Source organism: Variovorax sp. PBL-H6 (genome assembly GCF_901827155.1).
Classification (GTDB): Bacteria; Pseudomonadota; Gammaproteobacteria; order Burkholderiales; family Burkholderiaceae_C; genus Variovorax.
This window is the reverse complement of sequence record NZ_LR594659.1, coordinates 5,223,106-5,240,000: the sequence shown is the minus strand read 5'-3', so window position 1 is coordinate 5,240,000 and position 16,895 is coordinate 5,223,106. Positions and strand designations below refer to the sequence as shown.

The 16,895-nt window shown below is 63.1% G+C and carries 11 protein-coding genes, 2 rRNA genes and 2 pseudogenes (1 of these 15 running past the window's edge); 11 read left to right on the top strand and 4 right to left on the bottom strand.

Features of this window, described 5'->3' with window-relative positions; translation table 11 throughout:
- Positions 1-2,219, top strand: a 23S ribosomal RNA gene (locus tag G3W89_RS24825); it begins 652 nt to the left of the window's first position.
- 117 nt (positions 2,220-2,336) lie between these two features.
- Positions 2,337-2,449, top strand: a 5S ribosomal RNA gene (gene rrf, locus G3W89_RS24820).
- A 225-nt stretch (positions 2,450-2,674) separates the two neighbouring features.
- Here rrf and G3W89_RS24815 read toward each other — a convergent pair.
- Positions 2,675-4,363, bottom strand: a complete 1,689-nt coding sequence (locus G3W89_RS24815; RefSeq protein WP_162576646.1) for an AMP-binding protein — start codon at positions 4,361-4,363, stop codon at positions 2,675-2,677.
- A 218-nt stretch (positions 4,364-4,581) separates the two neighbouring features.
- Here G3W89_RS24815 and G3W89_RS24810 point away from each other — a divergent pair, with 218 nt between their 5' ends.
- Positions 4,582-5,349 carry an esterase/lipase family protein gene (locus G3W89_RS24810; protein WP_332107455.1) on the top strand — a complete coding sequence of 256 codons (768 nt, stop codon included), beginning with the start codon at positions 4,582-4,584 and terminating at the stop codon, positions 5,347-5,349.
- Between the two features lie 11 nt (positions 5,350-5,360).
- Here the strand turns inward: G3W89_RS24810 and G3W89_RS24805 are convergent.
- The 3 genes and pseudogenes from G3W89_RS24805 to hppD form a co-directional block, all read right to left on the bottom strand.
- Positions 5,361-5,806 (bottom strand): annotated as a pseudogene (locus tag G3W89_RS24805) (hypothetical protein).
- A gap of 42 nt (positions 5,807-5,848) precedes the next feature.
- Complete coding sequence (locus G3W89_RS24800) at positions 5,849-6,655, bottom strand: transporter substrate-binding domain-containing protein (protein ID WP_162576645.1); 807 nt, start codon at positions 6,653-6,655, stop codon at positions 5,849-5,851.
- 27 nt (positions 6,656-6,682) lie between these two features.
- Positions 6,683-7,810, bottom strand: a complete 1,128-nt coding sequence (gene hppD, locus G3W89_RS24795) for a 4-hydroxyphenylpyruvate dioxygenase (RefSeq protein ID WP_162576644.1) — start codon at positions 7,808-7,810, stop codon at positions 6,683-6,685.
- A 180-nt stretch (positions 7,811-7,990) separates the two neighbouring features.
- Here hppD and G3W89_RS24790 point away from each other — a divergent pair.
- The 8 genes and pseudogenes from G3W89_RS24790 to glyQ all read left to right on the top strand — a co-directional run bounded on the left by G3W89_RS24790 (position 7,991) and on the right by glyQ (position 16,894).
- Positions 7,991-8,250: pseudogene (locus tag G3W89_RS24790) on the top strand (Lrp/AsnC ligand binding domain-containing protein).
- A gap of 103 nt (positions 8,251-8,353) precedes the next feature.
- Complete coding sequence (locus tag G3W89_RS24785) at positions 8,354-9,079, top strand: GNAT family N-acetyltransferase (RefSeq protein ID WP_162576643.1); 726 nt, start codon at positions 8,354-8,356, stop codon at positions 9,077-9,079.
- 87 nt (positions 9,080-9,166) lie between these two features.
- Positions 9,167-10,045, top strand: a complete 879-nt coding sequence (locus G3W89_RS24780) for an HlyC/CorC family transporter (RefSeq protein ID WP_162576642.1) — start codon at positions 9,167-9,169, stop codon at positions 10,043-10,045.
- Positions 10,042-11,616, top strand: a complete 1,575-nt coding sequence (gene lnt, locus G3W89_RS24775) for an apolipoprotein N-acyltransferase (RefSeq protein WP_162576641.1) — start codon at positions 10,042-10,044, stop codon at positions 11,614-11,616. The genes G3W89_RS24780 and lnt overlap by 4 nt, the downstream gene beginning before the upstream one ends.
- Positions 11,617-11,705: 89 nt before the next feature.
- Positions 11,706-13,355 carry an alpha-amylase family glycosyl hydrolase gene (locus G3W89_RS24770; RefSeq protein ID WP_232076725.1) on the top strand — a complete coding sequence of 550 codons (1,650 nt, stop codon included), beginning with the start codon at positions 11,706-11,708 and terminating at the stop codon, positions 13,353-13,355.
- A gap of 121 nt (positions 13,356-13,476) precedes the next feature.
- Complete coding sequence (locus tag G3W89_RS24765; protein WP_162577638.1) at positions 13,477-14,676, top strand: MFS transporter; 1,200 nt, start codon at positions 13,477-13,479, stop codon at positions 14,674-14,676.
- Positions 14,677-14,792: 116 nt separating this feature from the next.
- Positions 14,793-15,863 (top strand): type II asparaginase, encoded by a 1,071-nt coding sequence (locus G3W89_RS24760; protein WP_162576640.1) that lies wholly within the window; start codon positions 14,793-14,795, stop codon positions 15,861-15,863.
- A gap of 125 nt (positions 15,864-15,988) precedes the next feature.
- On the top strand, positions 15,989-16,894 hold the full coding sequence (gene glyQ / locus G3W89_RS24755) for a glycine--tRNA ligase subunit alpha (RefSeq protein WP_162576639.1): 906 nt from the start codon (positions 15,989-15,991) through the stop codon (positions 16,892-16,894).
- Position 16,895: the final 1 nt, after the last annotated feature.

Genomic DNA, 16,895 nt, shown 5'->3' with positions numbered 1-16,895 from the left:
GTGTAGACCCGAAACCAAGTGATCTATCCATGGCCAGGATGAAGGTGCCGTAACAGGTACTGGAGGTCCGAACCGACTAGTGTTGCAAAACTAGCGGATGAGCTGTGGATAGGGGTGAAAGGCTAAACAAACTTGGAAATAGCTGGTTCTCTCCGAAAACTATTTAGGTAGTGCCTCAAGTATTACCGTCGGGGGTAGAGCACTGTTTTGGCTAGGGGGTCATGGCGACTTACCAAACCAAGGCAAACTCCGAATACCGACGAGTACAGCTTGGGAGACAGAGCACCGGGTGCTAACGTCCGGACTCAAGAGGGAAACAACCCAGACCGCCAGCTAAGGTCCCTAAAATTGGCTAAGTGGGAAACGAAGTGGGAAGGCTAAAACAGTCAGGATGTTGGCTTAGAAGCAGCCATCATTTAAAGAAAGCGTAATAGCTCACTGATCGAGTCGTCCTGCGCGGAAGATGTAACGGGGCTAAGCCAGTTACCGAAGCTGCGGATGCACAGTTTACTGTGCGTGGTAGGAGAGCGTTCTGTAAGCCTGTGAAGGTGCGTTGTAAAGCGTGCTGGAGGTATCAGAAGTGCGAATGCTGACATGAGTAGCGTTAAAGGGGGTGAAAAGCCCCCTCGCCGTAAGCGCAAGGTTTTCTACGCAACGTTCATCGGCGTAGAGTGAGTCGGCCCCTAAGGCGAGGCAGAGATGCGTAGCTGATGGGAAACAGGTCAATATTCCTGTACCGATGTGTAGTGCGATGTGGGGACGGATCTTAATAGGTCATCCGGGTGTTGGATATCCCGGTTTAGTTGGAAGTAGGCGTGCGTTAGGCAAATCCGGCGCACATATACCGAGGCCAACGATCGAGCCAGCTTGCTGGTGAAGTGACTGAACGAGGTTCCAGGAAAAGCCACTAAGCTTCAGCTGCACACGACCGTACCGCAAACCGACACTGGTGCGCGAGATGAGTATTCTAAGGCGCTTGAGAGAACTCAGGAGAAGGAACTCGGCAAATTGACACCGTAACTTCGGAAGAAGGTGTGCCCTAATAGTGTGAAGTGAACAACGGAGCATGAATGGGTTGCAAAAAATCGGTGGCTGCGACTGTTTATTAAAAACACAGCACTCTGCAAACACGAAAGTGGACGTATAGGGTGTGACGCCTGCCCGGTGCTGGAAGATTAAATGATGGGGTGCAAGCTCTTGATTGAAGTCCCAGTAAACGGCGGCCGTAACTATAACGGTCCTAAGGTAGCGAAATTCCTTGTCGGGTAAGTTCCGACCTGCACGAATGGCGTAACGATGGCCACACTGTCTCCTCCTGAGACTCAGCGAAGTTGAAATGTTTGTGATGATGCAATCTCCCCGCGGAAAGACGGAAAGACCCCATGAACCTTTACTGTAGCTTTGTATTGGACTTTGAACAGATCTGTGTAGGATAGGTGGGAGGCTTTGAAGTGTGGTCGCTAGATCGCATGGAGCCAACGTTGAAATACCACCCTGGTGTGTTTGAGGTTCTAACCTAGGTCCATTATCTGGATTGGGGACAGTGCATGGTAGGCAGTTTGACTGGGGCGGTCTCCTCCCAAAGCGTAACGGAGGAGTTCGAAGGTACGCTAGTTACGGTCGGACATCGTGACGATAGTGCAATGGCATAAGCGTGCTTAACTGCGAGACTGACAAGTCGAGCAGATGCGAAAGCAGGACATAGTGATCCGGTGGTTCTGTATGGAAGGGCCATCGCTCAACGGATAAAAGGTACTCTGGGGATAACAGGCTGATACCGCCCAAGAGTTCATATCGACGGCGGTGTTTGGCACCTCGATGTCGGCTCATCTCATCCTGGGGCTGTAGCCGGTCCCAAGGGTATGGCTGTTCGCCATTTAAAGAGGTACGTGAGCTGGGTTTAAAACGTCGTGAGACAGTTTGGTCCCTATCTTCCGTGGGCGCTGCAGATTTGAGGAAGCCTGCTCCTAGTACGAGAGGACCGGAGTGGACACACCTCTGGTGTATCGGTTGTCACGCCAGTGGCATTGCCGAGTAGCTAAGTGTGGAAGAGATAACCGCTGAAAGCATCTAAGCGGGAAACTCGTTTCAAGATGAGATCTGCCGGGGCCTTGAGCCCCCTTAAGAGTCGTTCTAGACCAGGACGTTGATAGGTCGGGTGTGGAAGCGCAGCAATGCGTTAAGCTAACCGATACTAATTGCTCGTGCGGCTTGACCCTATAACTTTGATCTCCCAGATCAAGGTTTTATGCCAAGTGACGCAGTCAAATACCAAGCTGATTTAACTCTATGAATTCGCCGTCTTGACCTCAACACCAAGACAGCACCCCTTTATGCCTGATGACCATAGCGAGGTGGTCCCACTCCTTCCCATCCCGAACAGGACAGTGAAACGCCTCAGCGCCGATGATAGTGCGGGTTCCCGTGTGAAAGTAGGTCATCGTCAGGCTCTTACAGCCACAAAAAGCCCAACCAGCAATGGTTGGGCTTTTTGCTTTTAGAACCCCCGCACGCGCTACCATCCCAATACCCCAGCCACTGGCGGCCATACAGGTTAACGGAAGCCCCAACGCCCAACGCCCAACGCCCAACGCCCAACGCCCAACGCCCAACGCCCAACGCCCAACGCCCATCGACCTACATCTGCCCCTGCAAAGCCCCGCAGGCAGCGCGTTCAAGGCCCGTCGGTACGGAGCTCCCGCCGAAGGATCTTCCCCACGTTAGTTTTTGGCAGGCTATGTCGAAACTCGATGTGCTTGGGGCGCTTGTACCCGGTCAGTTGATCATTGCAGTAACGTGTCACGGCGTCCTCGGTCAGTGTGAGGTCCTTGCGGACCACGAAGACTTTAATCGCCTCGCCTTGCTTTTCGTCGGGCACCCCGATTGCCGCGCATTCAAGCACGCCCGGGCACAGCGAGATAACGTTCTCGAGCTCGTTCGGGAACACGTTGAAGCCGCTCACGAGGATCATGTCCTTCTTACGGTCAACGATCCGGCTGTAGCCGTCCTCCTGCATGAGCGCAATGTCGCCAGTGCGCATAAAGCCATCTGCAGTGAACGCCGCCCTGGTTTCTGCAGGTTGGTTGTAGTAGCCGACCATCACGTTGGGCCCCTTGATGCAGAGCTCGCCTGGCTCGTCGAGGGGCAGGGAGCAGCCTTCGTCATCCTTGATCGCAATTTCAATACCGGGCAGCGGCAAGCCGATGGTGCCCGTGAAGGCGATGTTGGACACCGGGTTGTTTGTTCCGATCGCGCAGGTCTCGCTCATGCCCCAGCCCTCAATCATCGGACAGCCTGTCGTCTCGAACCACTTCCGGGCCGTTCCCGCTGATGCGGCCATACCCCCGGCCTGGGAGATGAGAAGGCTGGAGAAGTCGATGGTCTTGAACTCTGGATGCATCAACAACGCATTAAAGAGCGTGTTCACCGCCGGGAGCATGTGGAAGGGCCTCTTCTTGAGCTCGACGATGAACTTGTCGATATCGCGCGGGTTGGGGATCAACGTGAGATGCGATCCCAGGCGAATCGCGAGCAGGCATAGCGTCAGTGCAAAGATGTGATAGAGCGGCAGCGCTGCGATGCTATTGATTTTGGACGAGTCGCCTGCGCGCCCGAGCGCCGGCTTGAACCAGGCTTCGGCCTGCAACGTGGCCGCGATGATGTTGCGGTGTGTCAAGACGGCACCCTTAGACAAACCGGTAGTGCCTCCTGTGTATTGCAGGAAGGCGATCGAGTCGAGCGTGCTCGTGTCCAATCCGAGCTTGAGTGCTTTGCCGTCCGCGATCACCTTCGGAAAGGGTACTACTGTACGGCCCCTGTCGAGAGGGAGCTTGTACGGGGGTACCATCTTGGCGAGATGTCGTACTGCCAGCGTGATCCATGTGCCGTAAAGGCCGCCAAGCAGGTCGCCCATGGAAGCGACGACCACATGCTTGAGGGTCGTCTGATCGATCACCTGTTCTAGCGTCGCTGCAAAGTTCTCGAGAATGACGATCGCCGTCGCACCGGAATCCTTCAGTTGATGCTCGAGCTCGCGCGCGGTGTATAGCGGATTGACATTGACGCAGGTGTAGCCCGCGCGTAGAACCCCTGCCATGGTGACCGCAAATTGCGGCACGTTGGGCAGCATGATGGCCACGCGAGCCCCGACCTCCAGCCCGCGCGCCTGGAGCCAAGCCCCCAGCGCCCTGGACAATTCGTCCAGTTCCGCATAGCTCATCCACTTGTCCATGCACACCGAGAAGGGTCGCTTTGCGTAGCGATCGAAAGACTCGTCGAACAACTGGGCCAGCGAACGGTACTGCTCGGGATGCACCTCGTGCGGTACGCCCGGCGGATAGCTTTTCAAGACGGCTGATTGCATGCGAATTCCTTTGCCGGCGGATTGTCGAAGCGAGCTGGGCCGTGCCGCCAGCGGGCTTGTCCCAGTGTCGCGGAAGATCTGTTTCGCGTGCGATAGTCGGGCGCATGGTCGCGCGTGTTCAGAAATGCATCGTGTTGGCTTGGCTGCTGGCAGCCGCTTGGTGGACTGGCGGCTGGTGGCCTGTCGCTCCCGGCGTGGCCGTAGCCGGCCTTCTGACCTTGAGCCTGGCTCACACGGCTTTCCTGGCGCTGGAGTTCATTGCGAGCTATCACGTCAGCCGACGAGACCCGTCAGGACGCGCCACTCCGATGCAGTGCGCGCGGGCGTGGGCTGCCGAAAGCCGGATGGCGCTGTGGGTGTTCTGCTGGCAACAGCCGTTCCGCTCGCAGGCAGTTCCCGATCATTTGCCCGTGAGCAGCGGCCGGCGTGGCGTGGTGCTGCTGCACGGGTTCCTGTGCAATCGGGGGTTCTGGAATCCCTGGCTCCAGGAATTGCGTGCGACCGGACACGCCTTCATCGCTCTCGATCTAGAGCCAGTCTTCGGCTCGATCGATCACTACGTGACGGTACTTGACCAGGCAATCTCGCGTGTGACCGCTGCAACTGGACACTCGCCAGTCCTGATCTGCCACAGCATGGGCGGCCTGGCCGCCAGAGCCTGGCTGCGGAGCGCGGATGCTGCGCGCGTGCATCGCATCGTCACGATTGGCACGCCGCACCGTGGCACTTGGCTGGCACGCTTCGGCCGTACCGCGAACGGACGCCAGATGCGAATAGACGACGAATGGATCCGGCAAATGGACAGCGCATTCGGGAGCGAAGTGCCGTTTACCTGCTGGTACTCGAATTGCGACAACATCGTCTTCCCGACGTCATCGGCCACGCTCCCCGGCGCAGACAACAGGCTTGCCGCCGGGCGCGGCCATGTGGAAATGGCGTTTGTCGCGAGCCTGCGGCAGCAGACCTTCGCACTGCTCGACGAGTGAAAACCTCGTGCTCAGCGAGAGGACTCGCCCTGCAGCAATACCCCGGCTTCGATGTCTGGCTCCCGGGAAAGCGCTTGGTAAAAGGGCGTGAAGTCCGGCGCCGTCAGGTCAAAGAGCTGGGCGAGGCTGTCGATCACGAAGTAGTTGCGCTGGTCGGTGTCGATCTTGTAGCGCGTACGCGTGGCTCGCAGCAGAGAGCTGTAGAGCCGTTCATTGATCTCCTCGAAGCGCGGAACTCGGTCCTTGAACGCCGAGAAGCGGCAGTGATTCGATAAACATGCCTCAAGCCAGTCCCGACGACTGCGCGGCCTGCCGTTCGAAGGCGACGGTAGGTGTCCTGGTCGGCCGGCGTGTAGCTGGCCCAGTCCTGCGGACAGGTGTAGTCCGCGAGCACGGCGCCGCCGCGCGAATAATCGCCGCGTGGCGGCCGGTCCGTTTGACCGTAGACCGCGGGCATGACCGCACCGGAAGGCGTCTTCGTGAACGCTCCGGAAGATGGTTACTTGAGCCAGCGGTCCATGACGCGCTGGAACTCGCCGTCCGCTCGTGCCAGGTGCAGCCACTGGTCGACATAGGCCTTGAATGCGATGTCATCGCGCGGCAGCATCCAGGCCATCTCACCGTACTGCAGCGGCCTGTCGGGATTGATTGCGCAGAGGCCCGGCTTCAGCTTCTGCTGCGTGATCGCTTCCGCCGCTTCCGTTACGAAGACATCGGCACGGTTCGCCAGGATCTCATCGAAGATCGTCACGTTCTCGCCATGCAGCGTGAGCCGGGCTCGCTTGAAGTTGGCACGCGCGAAGCGCTCGTTGCTTCCGCCGGGGTTGAAGATCACCCGCACCTCGGGCTTGTCGATGGCGGCGACGCTCTGGTACTTGGCGGCGTCGGCACAGCGCGCAATCGGTGTTTTGCCGTTGACCATGTAAGGCGCGCTGAAGAAGGCGCGCTTTTGTCGCTCGGTGGTCACCGAGACTCCGCCCACCGCGAGCTCGCACTTGCCGGCGGCAAGGTCCGGCAGCAGGTTGGCCCAGGTTGTCTTGACCCACTCTGGCTTCGCATTGAGGCTGCTGCCGAAACTGGCCATCAGGTCGACATCGATTCCCTCATAGCTCGCATCGGGCTTCTGAAAGCTGAAAGGCTTGTAGTCGCCCGGCGTGCAGATGCGCAGCACGCCTGTCTTCTGCACTGCATCGAGACGCGATGTGGTCACGGACTGCGGCTGCTGCTGCGGGTTCATCGCACAGCCACCGAGCACGAGGACAGCAGCCGCGATCGATGAATAGCCAATCCAAAAGCTCAAGCGCATTCCTTGCTCCTGTTTGTGATGGAGCAACTATTGTGCGGCGCTCAATACACCCCGACGCATCTGGTCGAGCTCGATGCTCTCGAACAGGGCCTTGAAGTTGCCATTGCCGAAGCCATCGTCCCCTTTGCGCTGGATGAATTCGAAGAAGATCGGGCCCAACTGGTTCTCGCTGAAGATCTGCAGCAGCAGCGCGTCCTTCTTGCCGTCGATCAGGATCTTGCGCTTGTGAAGTTCATTGACACTTTCCCCGTGGCCCGGGATGCGCTTGTCGACGAGTTCGTAGTAGGTATCGATGGTGTCGAGCAGCTTGACGCCGCTTGCGCGCAGCGCGTCAACCGTCTTGTACAGGTCGTTCGAGCCCATCGCGATGTGCTGAATGCCTTCCCCGCGATAGAGGTCCAGGTACTCCTGGATCTGGCCGGGCTGCTCCTTGCCTTCCTCGTTGATCGGGATGCGGATCTTGCCGCAGGGGCTGGTCATCGCTTTGCTCTTCACGCCCGTGACCTGGCCTTCGATGTCGAAGTACTTGACTTCTCGGAAGTTGAACAGACGCTCGTAGAAGTCGGCCCACTCGTTCATCCGCCCACGATGCACGTTGTGCGTGAGGTGGTCGATGTAGGTCAGCCCATTGCCTTCTGGCGCCAGCGCTTGCAGTGCCGTCAGGCCGGGCAGGGCTTCGAAGTCGACGTCGTAGAACCCGATGTTGCCGATGTCGCCCGGCTGCGAGCCGTTCTTGCCGCGCCAGCGATCGACCAGGTAGATCAGGCTGTCGCCGATACCCTTGATCGCCGGGATGTTCAGCTCGCCAGGGCCGGCCTTGTCGGCAAAGCCCCAGGCACCCAGCGAGGTTGCGCGCTCGTAGGCGGCCTTGGCGTCCTGCACCCGGAAGGCGATGGCACAGACGCTCGGGCCGTGCTGGCGGGCAAACCGCTGGGCGAAGGAGTCCGGCTCCGCGTTCACGATGAAGTTGATCGTACCCTGGCGATACAGCAGCACGTTCTTGTGGCGATGCTTCGCGACCGCCTTGAAGCCCATGCGCTCGAAGACCTGGCCCATGGCGATCGGATCGGGCGCGGCATATTCGATGAACTCGAAGCCATCGGTACCCATGGGGTTGTCCCACGTAGTGAAAGCGGGGGCGTCGACGGTGCTCATGAGGCGTCTCCAGAAAGAAGTGGCAGGTTAATTCAGTGTGGCGTTGCGATTGCGCACGCAGGTGTGGAACTGTAAGAGCGCACCTCCTCACGATTCCAGCGAAACCAGGCCCACAACCGACTCACAACGCAAGGACACTGTGGAAATTCCCAAAGGAACGCACTTGACAAGCGGGATCGGCTGATATTGCGCAGCAGCCGACCAGGCGATGGCCGGGCCACTTACGACCAAACTCGCCGAGGCCGTCAGCCTCTCGCCGAGCGCGGTGCTGCGGCGGGTGCGGCGGGTGCGGCGTCTCGGGGAGAGCAGCGTCGTAGCCGATATGGCCCACTACAGCCGTTTCATCATAAACACGCTGCTCAAGCACCCCAGCGTGGAAGACTTCAAAACCAGTTTCGTGCTGGACAGGGGTGAAGGCCACTACCGCTGTGCCGATATAGCAACAGGCAGGTTGCCATCTGCTGCTTCGAGTTTGTAATCTTATGAATTACTTTTTAGGCATTGCGACCTTGCCGGTTAGGGGAAAACCCTTATATTGGAGCTATGAATACCGCCAAGGCACTTCTGAAAGCCTCGCTCGGCATCGGCTCCTTCCTGAAAACGCCCATGATTGAAGCCCGGCCGCGCGCCGCCTCGACCGCTCCCGTGATGGTGCCGATCCGCTCGATCGGACCACGCGAGCGGGATCGCATCGCGCAGCACCTGCTCGCGCTCAAGCCCCACGACCGTTACCTGCGCTTCGGCTACGCCGCCTCCGACGAGCAGATCCAGCGCTATGTCGACGGTCTCGATTTCGATCGCGACGAGCTCTTCGGCATCTACAACCGCCGTCTCGACCTGATCGCGATGGCGCACCTCGCCTTTGCCCCCGACGATCAGCTCAAGGATTGCGCCGAGTTCGGCGTCTCCGTCGCAGAGCACGCACGCGGCCGCGGTTATGGGGCCCGCCTGTTCGAGCGCGCGGCAGTGATTGCGCGCAACGAGGGTGTCGGCATGCTCTTCATCCACGCGCTGAGCGAAAACATGGCCATGCTCAAGATTGCGCGCAATGCCGGCGCGACCGTGGTGCGCAGCGGCTCCGAATCCGAAGCCCATCTGCAACTGCCCAACGCCACCTTCGACAGCCGCATGAGCGAGATCGCGCTAGAACACTACGCCGAGGTCGACTTCCAGCTCAAGACACGTGCCAAGCAGTTCTGGGCCCTGCTGGCCACTCTGCAGGAGATCCGCAGCGGCGTGCGCGCCGCGCGTGAGCAGTCTTCGCCTTGACCGGCAGTTGCCGCAGGCGACCGGCGGAGCCCCGCGGGGCCGGCCCGTTCCGGTATCCTTGCGATTCCCCAACTCCGCCCTGCCGCAGTGGCTGACCCTCATCCCGACCGCGTGCCCGTTGAACGCGAGGACAAGCGCAGTTTCCTCCAGAAACTGGCCGAGTTCATTCATCCCGGACCCGACTCGCGTGACGAGTTGATCGAAACCCTCGCCGACGCCGAAGACAACGACGTGATCGGCGCCGAATCGCGCGTCATGCTCGAAGGCGTGCTGCGCATGGCCGACATGAGCGCCGGCGACGTGATGGTGGCCGCTCCGCGCATGGACCTGGTCAACATCGATGCACCCTACGAGGCGCTGCTCAACCTGGTAATCGACGCGGCGCACTCGCGCTTTCCGGTTTACGAGGGCGAGAAGGAAAACATCATCGGTATCCTGCTCGCGAAGGACCTGCTCAAGCTGCAGCGCGCGCCAGGGCTCAACATCCGCGCGCTGCTGCGTCCCGCCACGTTCGTGCCCGAAAGCAAGGGCCTGAACGATCTGCTGCGTGAATTCCGGGGCAATCGCAACCATCTGGCGATCGTGATCGACGAGTTCGGCCGCGTTGCCGGGCTCATCACCATCGAGGACGTCCTGGAGCAGATCGTCGGCGAAATCGAGGACGAATTCGACATCGCCGAAGACGAGGGTGACATCTTCGGGCTGGCCGACCGCACCTACCGTGTCTCGGGCGACACGCCGATCGAGCGCGTGGCCGAGGCCTTCGGCATCGTCTTCGACGAAGAGATGCTGAGCGAGGACTTCGACACCATCGGCGGCCTGATCGCCCACGAAATGGGCCATGTGCCCAAGCGCGGCGAGCACTATGCGCTGGGTGCCTTCGACTTCGTCGTGCTCCACACGAAGGGCGGTGCTGTGCGCTGGTTCAAGGTCTCGCCAGCGCGTGGCGACGACGCGGGCGATTGAAAACGCCGGTGCGCCCGCTGGGCTTCGCATTCGCAGGTCTCGCGCAGGCCGCGTCCATCGCGGCTCCCTGGAACGGCCAGCCATTGTGGTGGCTGCAACTGCTTTCCCTGGCCGCGCTGGTCTGGCAGCTCGATGCGCTGCCGGATCGCACCGGGCCGCGACGCGCGTGGCGCAGTGCGGTGTTCTACGGCTGGGTGTTCTCGACCGCCTGGCTGTGCGGCACCTTCTGGTGGCTCTTCGTCTCGATGCACACCTACGGCGGACTCGCTGCGCCGCTGGCCGCGATGGCCGTGCTGGCGCTGTCCGCGGCCCTGTCGCTGTACTACGCCGCTGCCGCGGCCGTCTATGTCGCGTTCGCGCCGGTCCATCGCGTGGGCGCCGTGCTCCTGTTCGCTGCTGCCTGGACTTTGGCTGAGCTGCTGCGCAACAGCTTGTTCACAGGTTTTCCTTGGGGGGCCGGCGGGTACGCCCACGTCGATGGTCCGCTCACGGCTTATGCGCCCTGGCTGGGCGCATATGGCGTCGGCGCCGTCGCGGCCGCCATCGCGGCGCTCGCAGCAGCCGCGTTGCGCGCCACGCGAGCCGGCGCGCGGATGCGTGAACTCGGCGCCGCCCTGATCCTCCTGGCCGCGCCGGCGCTGTTCACCGCGGTGCGGGGCGCACCCGACGACGCGGCGCTTTCGCGTGGCCGCATCGACGTGGCGCTGCTGCAAGGCAATATCCCGCAAGACGAGAAGTTCATCCCCAGTGGCGGCATCGCCACTGCGCTGCAGTGGTACGGCGAACAACTGCAGCGCGCCACCGAGCCGCTGGTGATCACGCCCGAAACCGCGCTGCCCCTTCTGCCGTCGCAACTGCCGCCCGGCTATCTCGATGCCATCGCGGCGCACTACACGGCCGGCTCGCAGACCGCGATCGTGGGCCTGCCGCTGGGCGATGGCCGCGTCTACACCAACTCGGTGCTGGCCTTCGGCCCCGGGCGCAGCGCGCCTTACCGCTACGACAAGCACCACCTCGTGCCTTTCGGCGAGTTCGTGCCGGGCCTGTTCCGCTGGTTCACCGACCTGATGAACATCCCGCTCGGCGACTTCCAGAGCGGCGGGCTCGCGCAGCCGCCGCTGGACTGGCAGGGCCAGCGCATCGCCCCCAACATCTGCTACGAAGACCTGTTCGGCGACGAGATCGGCGCCAACTTCCGCCACGAGGCGAGCGCGCCCACGATCCTGCTCAACGTGAGCAACATTGCCTGGTTCGGCGATACGGTGGCGATCGACCAGCACCTGGCCATCTCGCGCATGCGTGCGCTCGAATTCCAGCGGCCGATGGTGCGTGCCACCAACACGGGAGCGACCGCGGTCATCGATCACCGCGGCCGCGTCACGCACGCACTGCCGCGTCTCACGCGTGGCGTGCTGGTCGCGTCGGTCGAAGGTCGCGCAGGGCTCACGCCCTATGCGTGGTGGGTCTCGCGCTTGGGGCTGTGGCCGTTGTGGGGCCTGGCGATCGTGGTCGTGGCGGCTGTGCCCTTCTTCACGCGGAAACGTGCCAGTCGCGCAGTTGCCCCGGGTTGAGCAGGCGCACGGGTCGAAGCGCACAAACGCGGTGGTGCCGGGCACGCCGATTGCCTGGGGAAGCGACACCCGCTCCATCGAGACCGCCGATGAAACCCGCCCGATTCGAACTCGAGCAGATGCACCTTTCGCCGCAGGACGCTTCGCCGCAGGACGCTTCGGTGCCATGGTGGCGCCATGCGCTGATCTATCAGATCTACCCGCTCTCCTTCCAGGACAGCGACGGCGACGGCAAGGGTGATCTGCCGGGCATCGCCGCGCGGCTGGACCATCTTTCATGGCTCGGGGTGGACGCGGTATGGCTCGGCCCCGTCCATCCCTCGCCGATGAAGGACTTCGGCTATGACATCGAGGATTTCACCGGCATCGACCCGGTCTTTGGCACGCTGGTCGACTTCGAGCGCCTGCTGGCCCTGCTCCATGCGCGTGGAATCCGGCTCATCCTCGACTTCGTGCCCAACCACACTTCGGACCGGCACCCCTGGTTCCAGGCTTCGCGCGCTTCGCGTTCCGACGCCAGGCGCGACTGGTACGTCTGGGCCGACCCTGCGCCCGACGGAGGGCCGCCGAACAACTGGCTCAGCCGCTTCGGAGGCAGCGCGTGGGCCTGGGACGAAGCGACGGGCCAGTACTACTATCACGCCTTCCTGAAGGAGCAGCCCGACCTCAACTGGCGCAACCCCGACGTGCGCGCGGCGATGTGCGAAGTGATGCGCACCTGGTTGCGGCGAGGGGTCGACGGTTTTCGCATCGATGCCGCCGCCGTGCTGGCCGAGGACCGGTACCTGCGCAACGACCCGCCCAACCCCGAGGCGGACAAGGCGCCCCCGCCCGAGCGGTACAAGCGCGTCTACACCAACTACCGGCCCGAAGTGCTGGACTGGCTCGCCGAACTGCGCCAGGCCGTCGAGCCTTTCGGAGACCGCGTGCTGCTCGGCGAGGTGGATACCTCGGGCGATCGCATCGCCGATTTCTACGGCAGTGCGGAGCGGCCGATCCTGCACCTGCCGCTCAACTACGGGCTGCTCGACGCGCCTTGGGAGGCGGACGGCGTGCGCAGGATGCTGGAGGACTACCTCGAGCTGGTGCTCGCGCAGGGCTGGCCGAACTGGGTGATAGGCGGTCACGACAAGAAACGCATGCATGACCTGCGCGGTCCCGAGCATCTGCGCGTGGTCGCCATGATGCTGCTCACGTTGCCGGGCACTTCCATCCTTTATGCCGGCGAGGAAATCGGAATGCGCGGCGCCCACGTTGAGCAGCCGCATGATCCTTTCGAACTTCTGGTGCCCGGCTGGGGCCTGGACCGGGATCCGCAGCGATCGCCCATGCAGTGGGACGCGACTGCGAACGCAGGCTTCACGCGAGGCCAGCCCTGGCTGCCGGCCGCCGAGGGATTCGAGCACTGCAACGTGGCGGCGCAGCGTGAGGATGCCGGCTCCCTGCTGACGCTGTATCGCGAACTGATCCGCCTGCGCCGATCGGACGCGGCGCTGCGCGAGGGCGCTTTCGAGCATCCGTTCGCGGCAGGCACGGTGCTGGGCTACACCCGACGCCATCGCAATCGCTGCCTCCTCGTTCTGCTGAACCTCGGCGGGACGCGGCAGATGGTGCGTCGTCCCGACGGGTGCCGTGCGAACGTACTTCTCGCCACCACGCAGGCGCCGCAGCACGCCGCCGCGCTCGACGGGACCGTGCCCTGCGAAGCCCACCAGGGACTCATCATCACGCTCGCCTGAGAGGCCGGATCGGCAAATTCGGCGAAGATGGGCGCATGAAGCCTTCGCCTTGCCACGAGCGCGTCAAGAAGCGCAGTCTCCGAGCGTGAGAGCCCTGCCTGGCCGCACCGCGACGACCTTGATGCTGGGCGTGGCGCAGACGCTGGCCTGGGCGTCCTCCTACTACATCCCTGCGGTCCTCGCCGGGCCCATGGGGGCCGAGTTCAATGTCTCTCCTTCCACGATCTTCGGCGCGTTCTCCGTCGCGCTCCTCGTGTCGGCTGCGACCGGGCCGTGGGCCGGGCGTGCAATCGATCGCTTCGGCGGCCGCCCGGTGCTGGTCGCGAGCAACCTGGTGTTCGCGGCAGGCCTGGCCGGGCTCGCGCTGTCGAGCCAGGTGCTCCATGTCTTCGCCGCATGGGTGCTGCTCGGCGTGGGAATGGGCAGCGGCTTGTACGAAGCCGCATTCGCGACCGCCGTGCGTTTGCACGGGCGCGACGCGCGCGGCGTCATCACCGGGATCACGTTGCTGGGGGGTCTTGCAAGTACGGTGGGATGGCCCCTGTCCGCCCTGCTCGCGGAGATCGCGGGATGGCGGGGCGCCTGCCTGGCCTGGGCTGGGCTGCATCTGGTCCTCGGCCTCCCGCTCAATGCATTGCTGCCGCCGCCGCCGTCCGCGCATGCCATTCAGGCGGAGGACGGCAAGGCCGAGCAGGGCCGCGCCGCCGCCCTGAGCGCGGCCGAGCAGCGCCGAGCAGCCTGGATCATGGCCTATGTCTTCGCCGTGAGTTGGTTCGTCAGCACTGCCATGGCCGCGCACCTGCCGCGGCTGCTGGTCGCCGGAGGGGCGACGCTCGCCTTGGCCGTGTCGATCGCGGCGCTGGTGGGCCCGGCGCAAGTCGCTGGCCGGCTGATCGAGTTCAGCTTGCTCAGGCGCGCGCACCCCCTGCTCTCTGCGCGGCTGGCCACGCTGGCCCATCCGCTCGGCGCCTTGTGCCTGGGCCTGTTCGGGATGCAGGCGGCCACAGCCTTCGCAGTGCTGCATGGGCTGGGCAACGGCATCCTGACCATCGCCATCGGGACGCTGCCCCTGCTGGTCTTCGGCCCGCAAGGCTATGGGCAGCGGCAAGGCCTCCTGATGGTGCCTGCGCGGATCGTGCAGGCAGGCGCGCCCTTCCTGTTCGGCCTTGCGCTCGAGCATTGGGGTGCCGGCGCGCTCTGGCTCTCCACGGGACTTGCTTTGTCGGCGTGCGCCGCCCTGCTGGCCATGAAGCTGCCGCAGGCCAGGCAAGGACGCCCGACGGATCCGGCGCCAGTGGAGGATGCCGCCGGCAGCCGCTGAATCGCTTCGGCGGCATTGGCCCATGCGCAGGAAGCATTCCGCCGGCATGACGGCCGCCTGCGCTTCCGCTATCGTCTCTGCGCTTCGTGAGATTCTTCACGCCAACAGGAGCCTCCATGTTCTTTGCCACCCGCATCCGTGCCTTCGCGGCCGCCGCGGCGTTGACGGCCGCCGCCGCCATCGCCCATGCCCAGCAGGCCCTGCCCAACGTCGTCATCCTCGCGACCGGCGGCACCATTGCCGGCGCCGGAGCCTCGGCCGCCAACAGCGCCACCTATGCCGCGGCCAAGGTGCCGGTCGACAAGCTGATTGCCGGCCTGCCAGAGATCTCGAAGGTTGCCACCGTGCGCGGCGAGCAGGTGTTCCAGATCGCTTCTGAGAGCTTCACCAACGACAACCTGATGGTGCTGGCCAAGCGCGTCTCGGCTCTCGCCAAGCAGGCCGACGTCGACGGCATCGTGATCACCCACGGCACGGACACGCTGGAGGAGACCGCCTACTTCCTCAACCTGGTGGTGCGCACCTCCAAGCCCATCGTGGTGGTCGGCTCGATGCGCCCGGGCACCGCGCTCTCGGCCGACGGCGCACTCAACCTGTACGACGCGGTCAACGTCGCCGCCAGCAAGGACGCGTCCGGCAAGGGCGTGCTGGTGACCATGAACGACGAGATCCAGAGCGGACGCGACGTCAGCAAGACGGTCAACATCAAGACCGAGGCCTTCAAGAGCCAGTGGGGTCCGCTGGGCATGATCGTGGAGGGCAAGAACTACTGGTTCCGCGCGCCGGTGAAGCGCCACACGGCCCAGTCGGAATTCAACATCGACGAGATCACCGCACTGCCCGCGGTCGACATCGTGTACGGCTACGGCAGCGTACCTTCCACCGCAATCGATGCGCTCGGCAAGAGCGGCGTCAAGGCCCTGGTCCATGCCGGCACCGGCAACGGCTCGGTGGCCGACCGTATCGTGCCCGTGCTGCAGAAGCTGCGCGGCGAAGGCGTGCAGATCATCCGCAGCTCGCGCGTGCCCGACGGCTTCGTGCTGCGCAATGCCGAGCAGCCCGACGACAAGTACGACTGGGTGGCGGCGCATGACCTGAAGCCGCAGAAGGCGCGCATCCTCGCGATGGTGGCGCTGACGAAGACCAACGACCCGAAGGAACTGCAGAGAATCTTCTGGGAGTATTGACCCCCTGGCGCTTCCCGCTTCATCCGACGGCCGCAGCGGCGCAAGCCCTGCGGCCGTCGTCCGTCCGGGCGCTCTTAAAATGCCCGGTTCGCTGTGCCGAGGACTCGAACAGCCACCACCCCAAGATGCTCACCTTCCAACAAATCATTCTCAAGCTGCAGTCCTACTGGGATGCCCAGGGCTGCGCGCTGCTGCAGCCCTACGACATGGAGGTGGGGGCCGGCACCTCGCACACCGCCACCTTCCTGCGCGCGCTCGGCCCCGAGCCCTGGAAGGCCGCCTATGTGCAGCCAAGCCGGCGGCCCAAGGACGGCCGATACGGCGAGAACCCGAATCGCCTGCAGCACTATTACCAGTACCAGGTCGTGCTGAAGCCGGCGCCGGCCAACATCCTCGAGCTTTACCTCGGGTCGCTCGAGGCGCTGGGCTTCGATCTGAAGAAGAACGACATCCGCTTTGTCGAGGACGACTGGGAGAACCCCACGCTCGGCGCCTGGGGCCTGGGGTGGGAGGTCTGGCTCAACGGGATGGAAGTGACGCAGTTCACCTACTTCCAGCAGGTCGGCGGCATCGACTGCCGGCCCATCACGGGCGAGATCACCTACGGGCTGGAACGCCTGGCCATGTACATCCAGGGCAAGGAAAGCATCTTCGATCTGGAATGGACGCCCGGCATCACGTATGGAGACGTGTATCACCAGAACGAGGTCGAGCAGTCCATCTACAACTTCGAGCACAGCGACGCGGACTTCCTGTTCACCGCCTTCGCCGCGCACGAGAGGCAAGCGAAGCACCTGATGGAGCAGAAGCTCGCGCTGCCGGCCTACGAGCAGGTGCTCAAGGCGGCCCACAGCTTCAACCTGCTCGACGCCCGCGGTGCGATCAGCGTCACCGAGCGCGCGGCCTACATCGGTCGCATCCGCAACCTCGCGCGCAGCGTGGCGCAGAGCTACTACGAAAGCCGTGAACGCCTCGGCTTCCCGATGGCGCCGCGCGAGTGGGTGGCCGAGATGACGAAGAAGGCGGCCTGAG

What these genes read in the sequence shown, in the direction of transcription:
- G3W89_RS24785 (WP_162576643.1), top strand. Translation starts at nt 8,354, where the DNA reads ATGAATACCGCCAAGGCACTTCTGAAAGCCTCGCTCGGCATCGGCTCC.
- G3W89_RS24760 (WP_162576640.1), top strand. Translation starts at nt 14,793, where the DNA reads ATGTTCTTTGCCACCCGCATCCGTGCCTTCGCGGCCGCCGCGGCGTTG.
- G3W89_RS24815 (WP_162576646.1), bottom strand. Translation starts at nt 4,363, where the DNA reads ATGCAATCAGCCGTCTTGAAAAGCTATCCGCCGGGCGTACCGCACGAG.
- G3W89_RS24765 (WP_162577638.1), top strand. Translation starts at nt 13,477, where the DNA reads ATGCTGGGCGTGGCGCAGACGCTGGCCTGGGCGTCCTCCTACTACATC.
- G3W89_RS24800 (WP_162576645.1), bottom strand. Translation starts at nt 6,655, where the DNA reads ATGCGCTTGAGCTTTTGGATTGGCTATTCATCGATCGCGGCTGCTGTC.
- G3W89_RS24770 (WP_232076725.1), top strand. Translation starts at nt 11,706, where the DNA reads ATGAAACCCGCCCGATTCGAACTCGAGCAGATGCACCTTTCGCCGCAG.
- hppD (WP_162576644.1), bottom strand. Translation starts at nt 7,810, where the DNA reads ATGAGCACCGTCGACGCCCCCGCTTTCACTACGTGGGACAACCCCATG.
- glyQ (WP_162576639.1), top strand. Translation starts at nt 15,989, where the DNA reads ATGCTCACCTTCCAACAAATCATTCTCAAGCTGCAGTCCTACTGGGAT.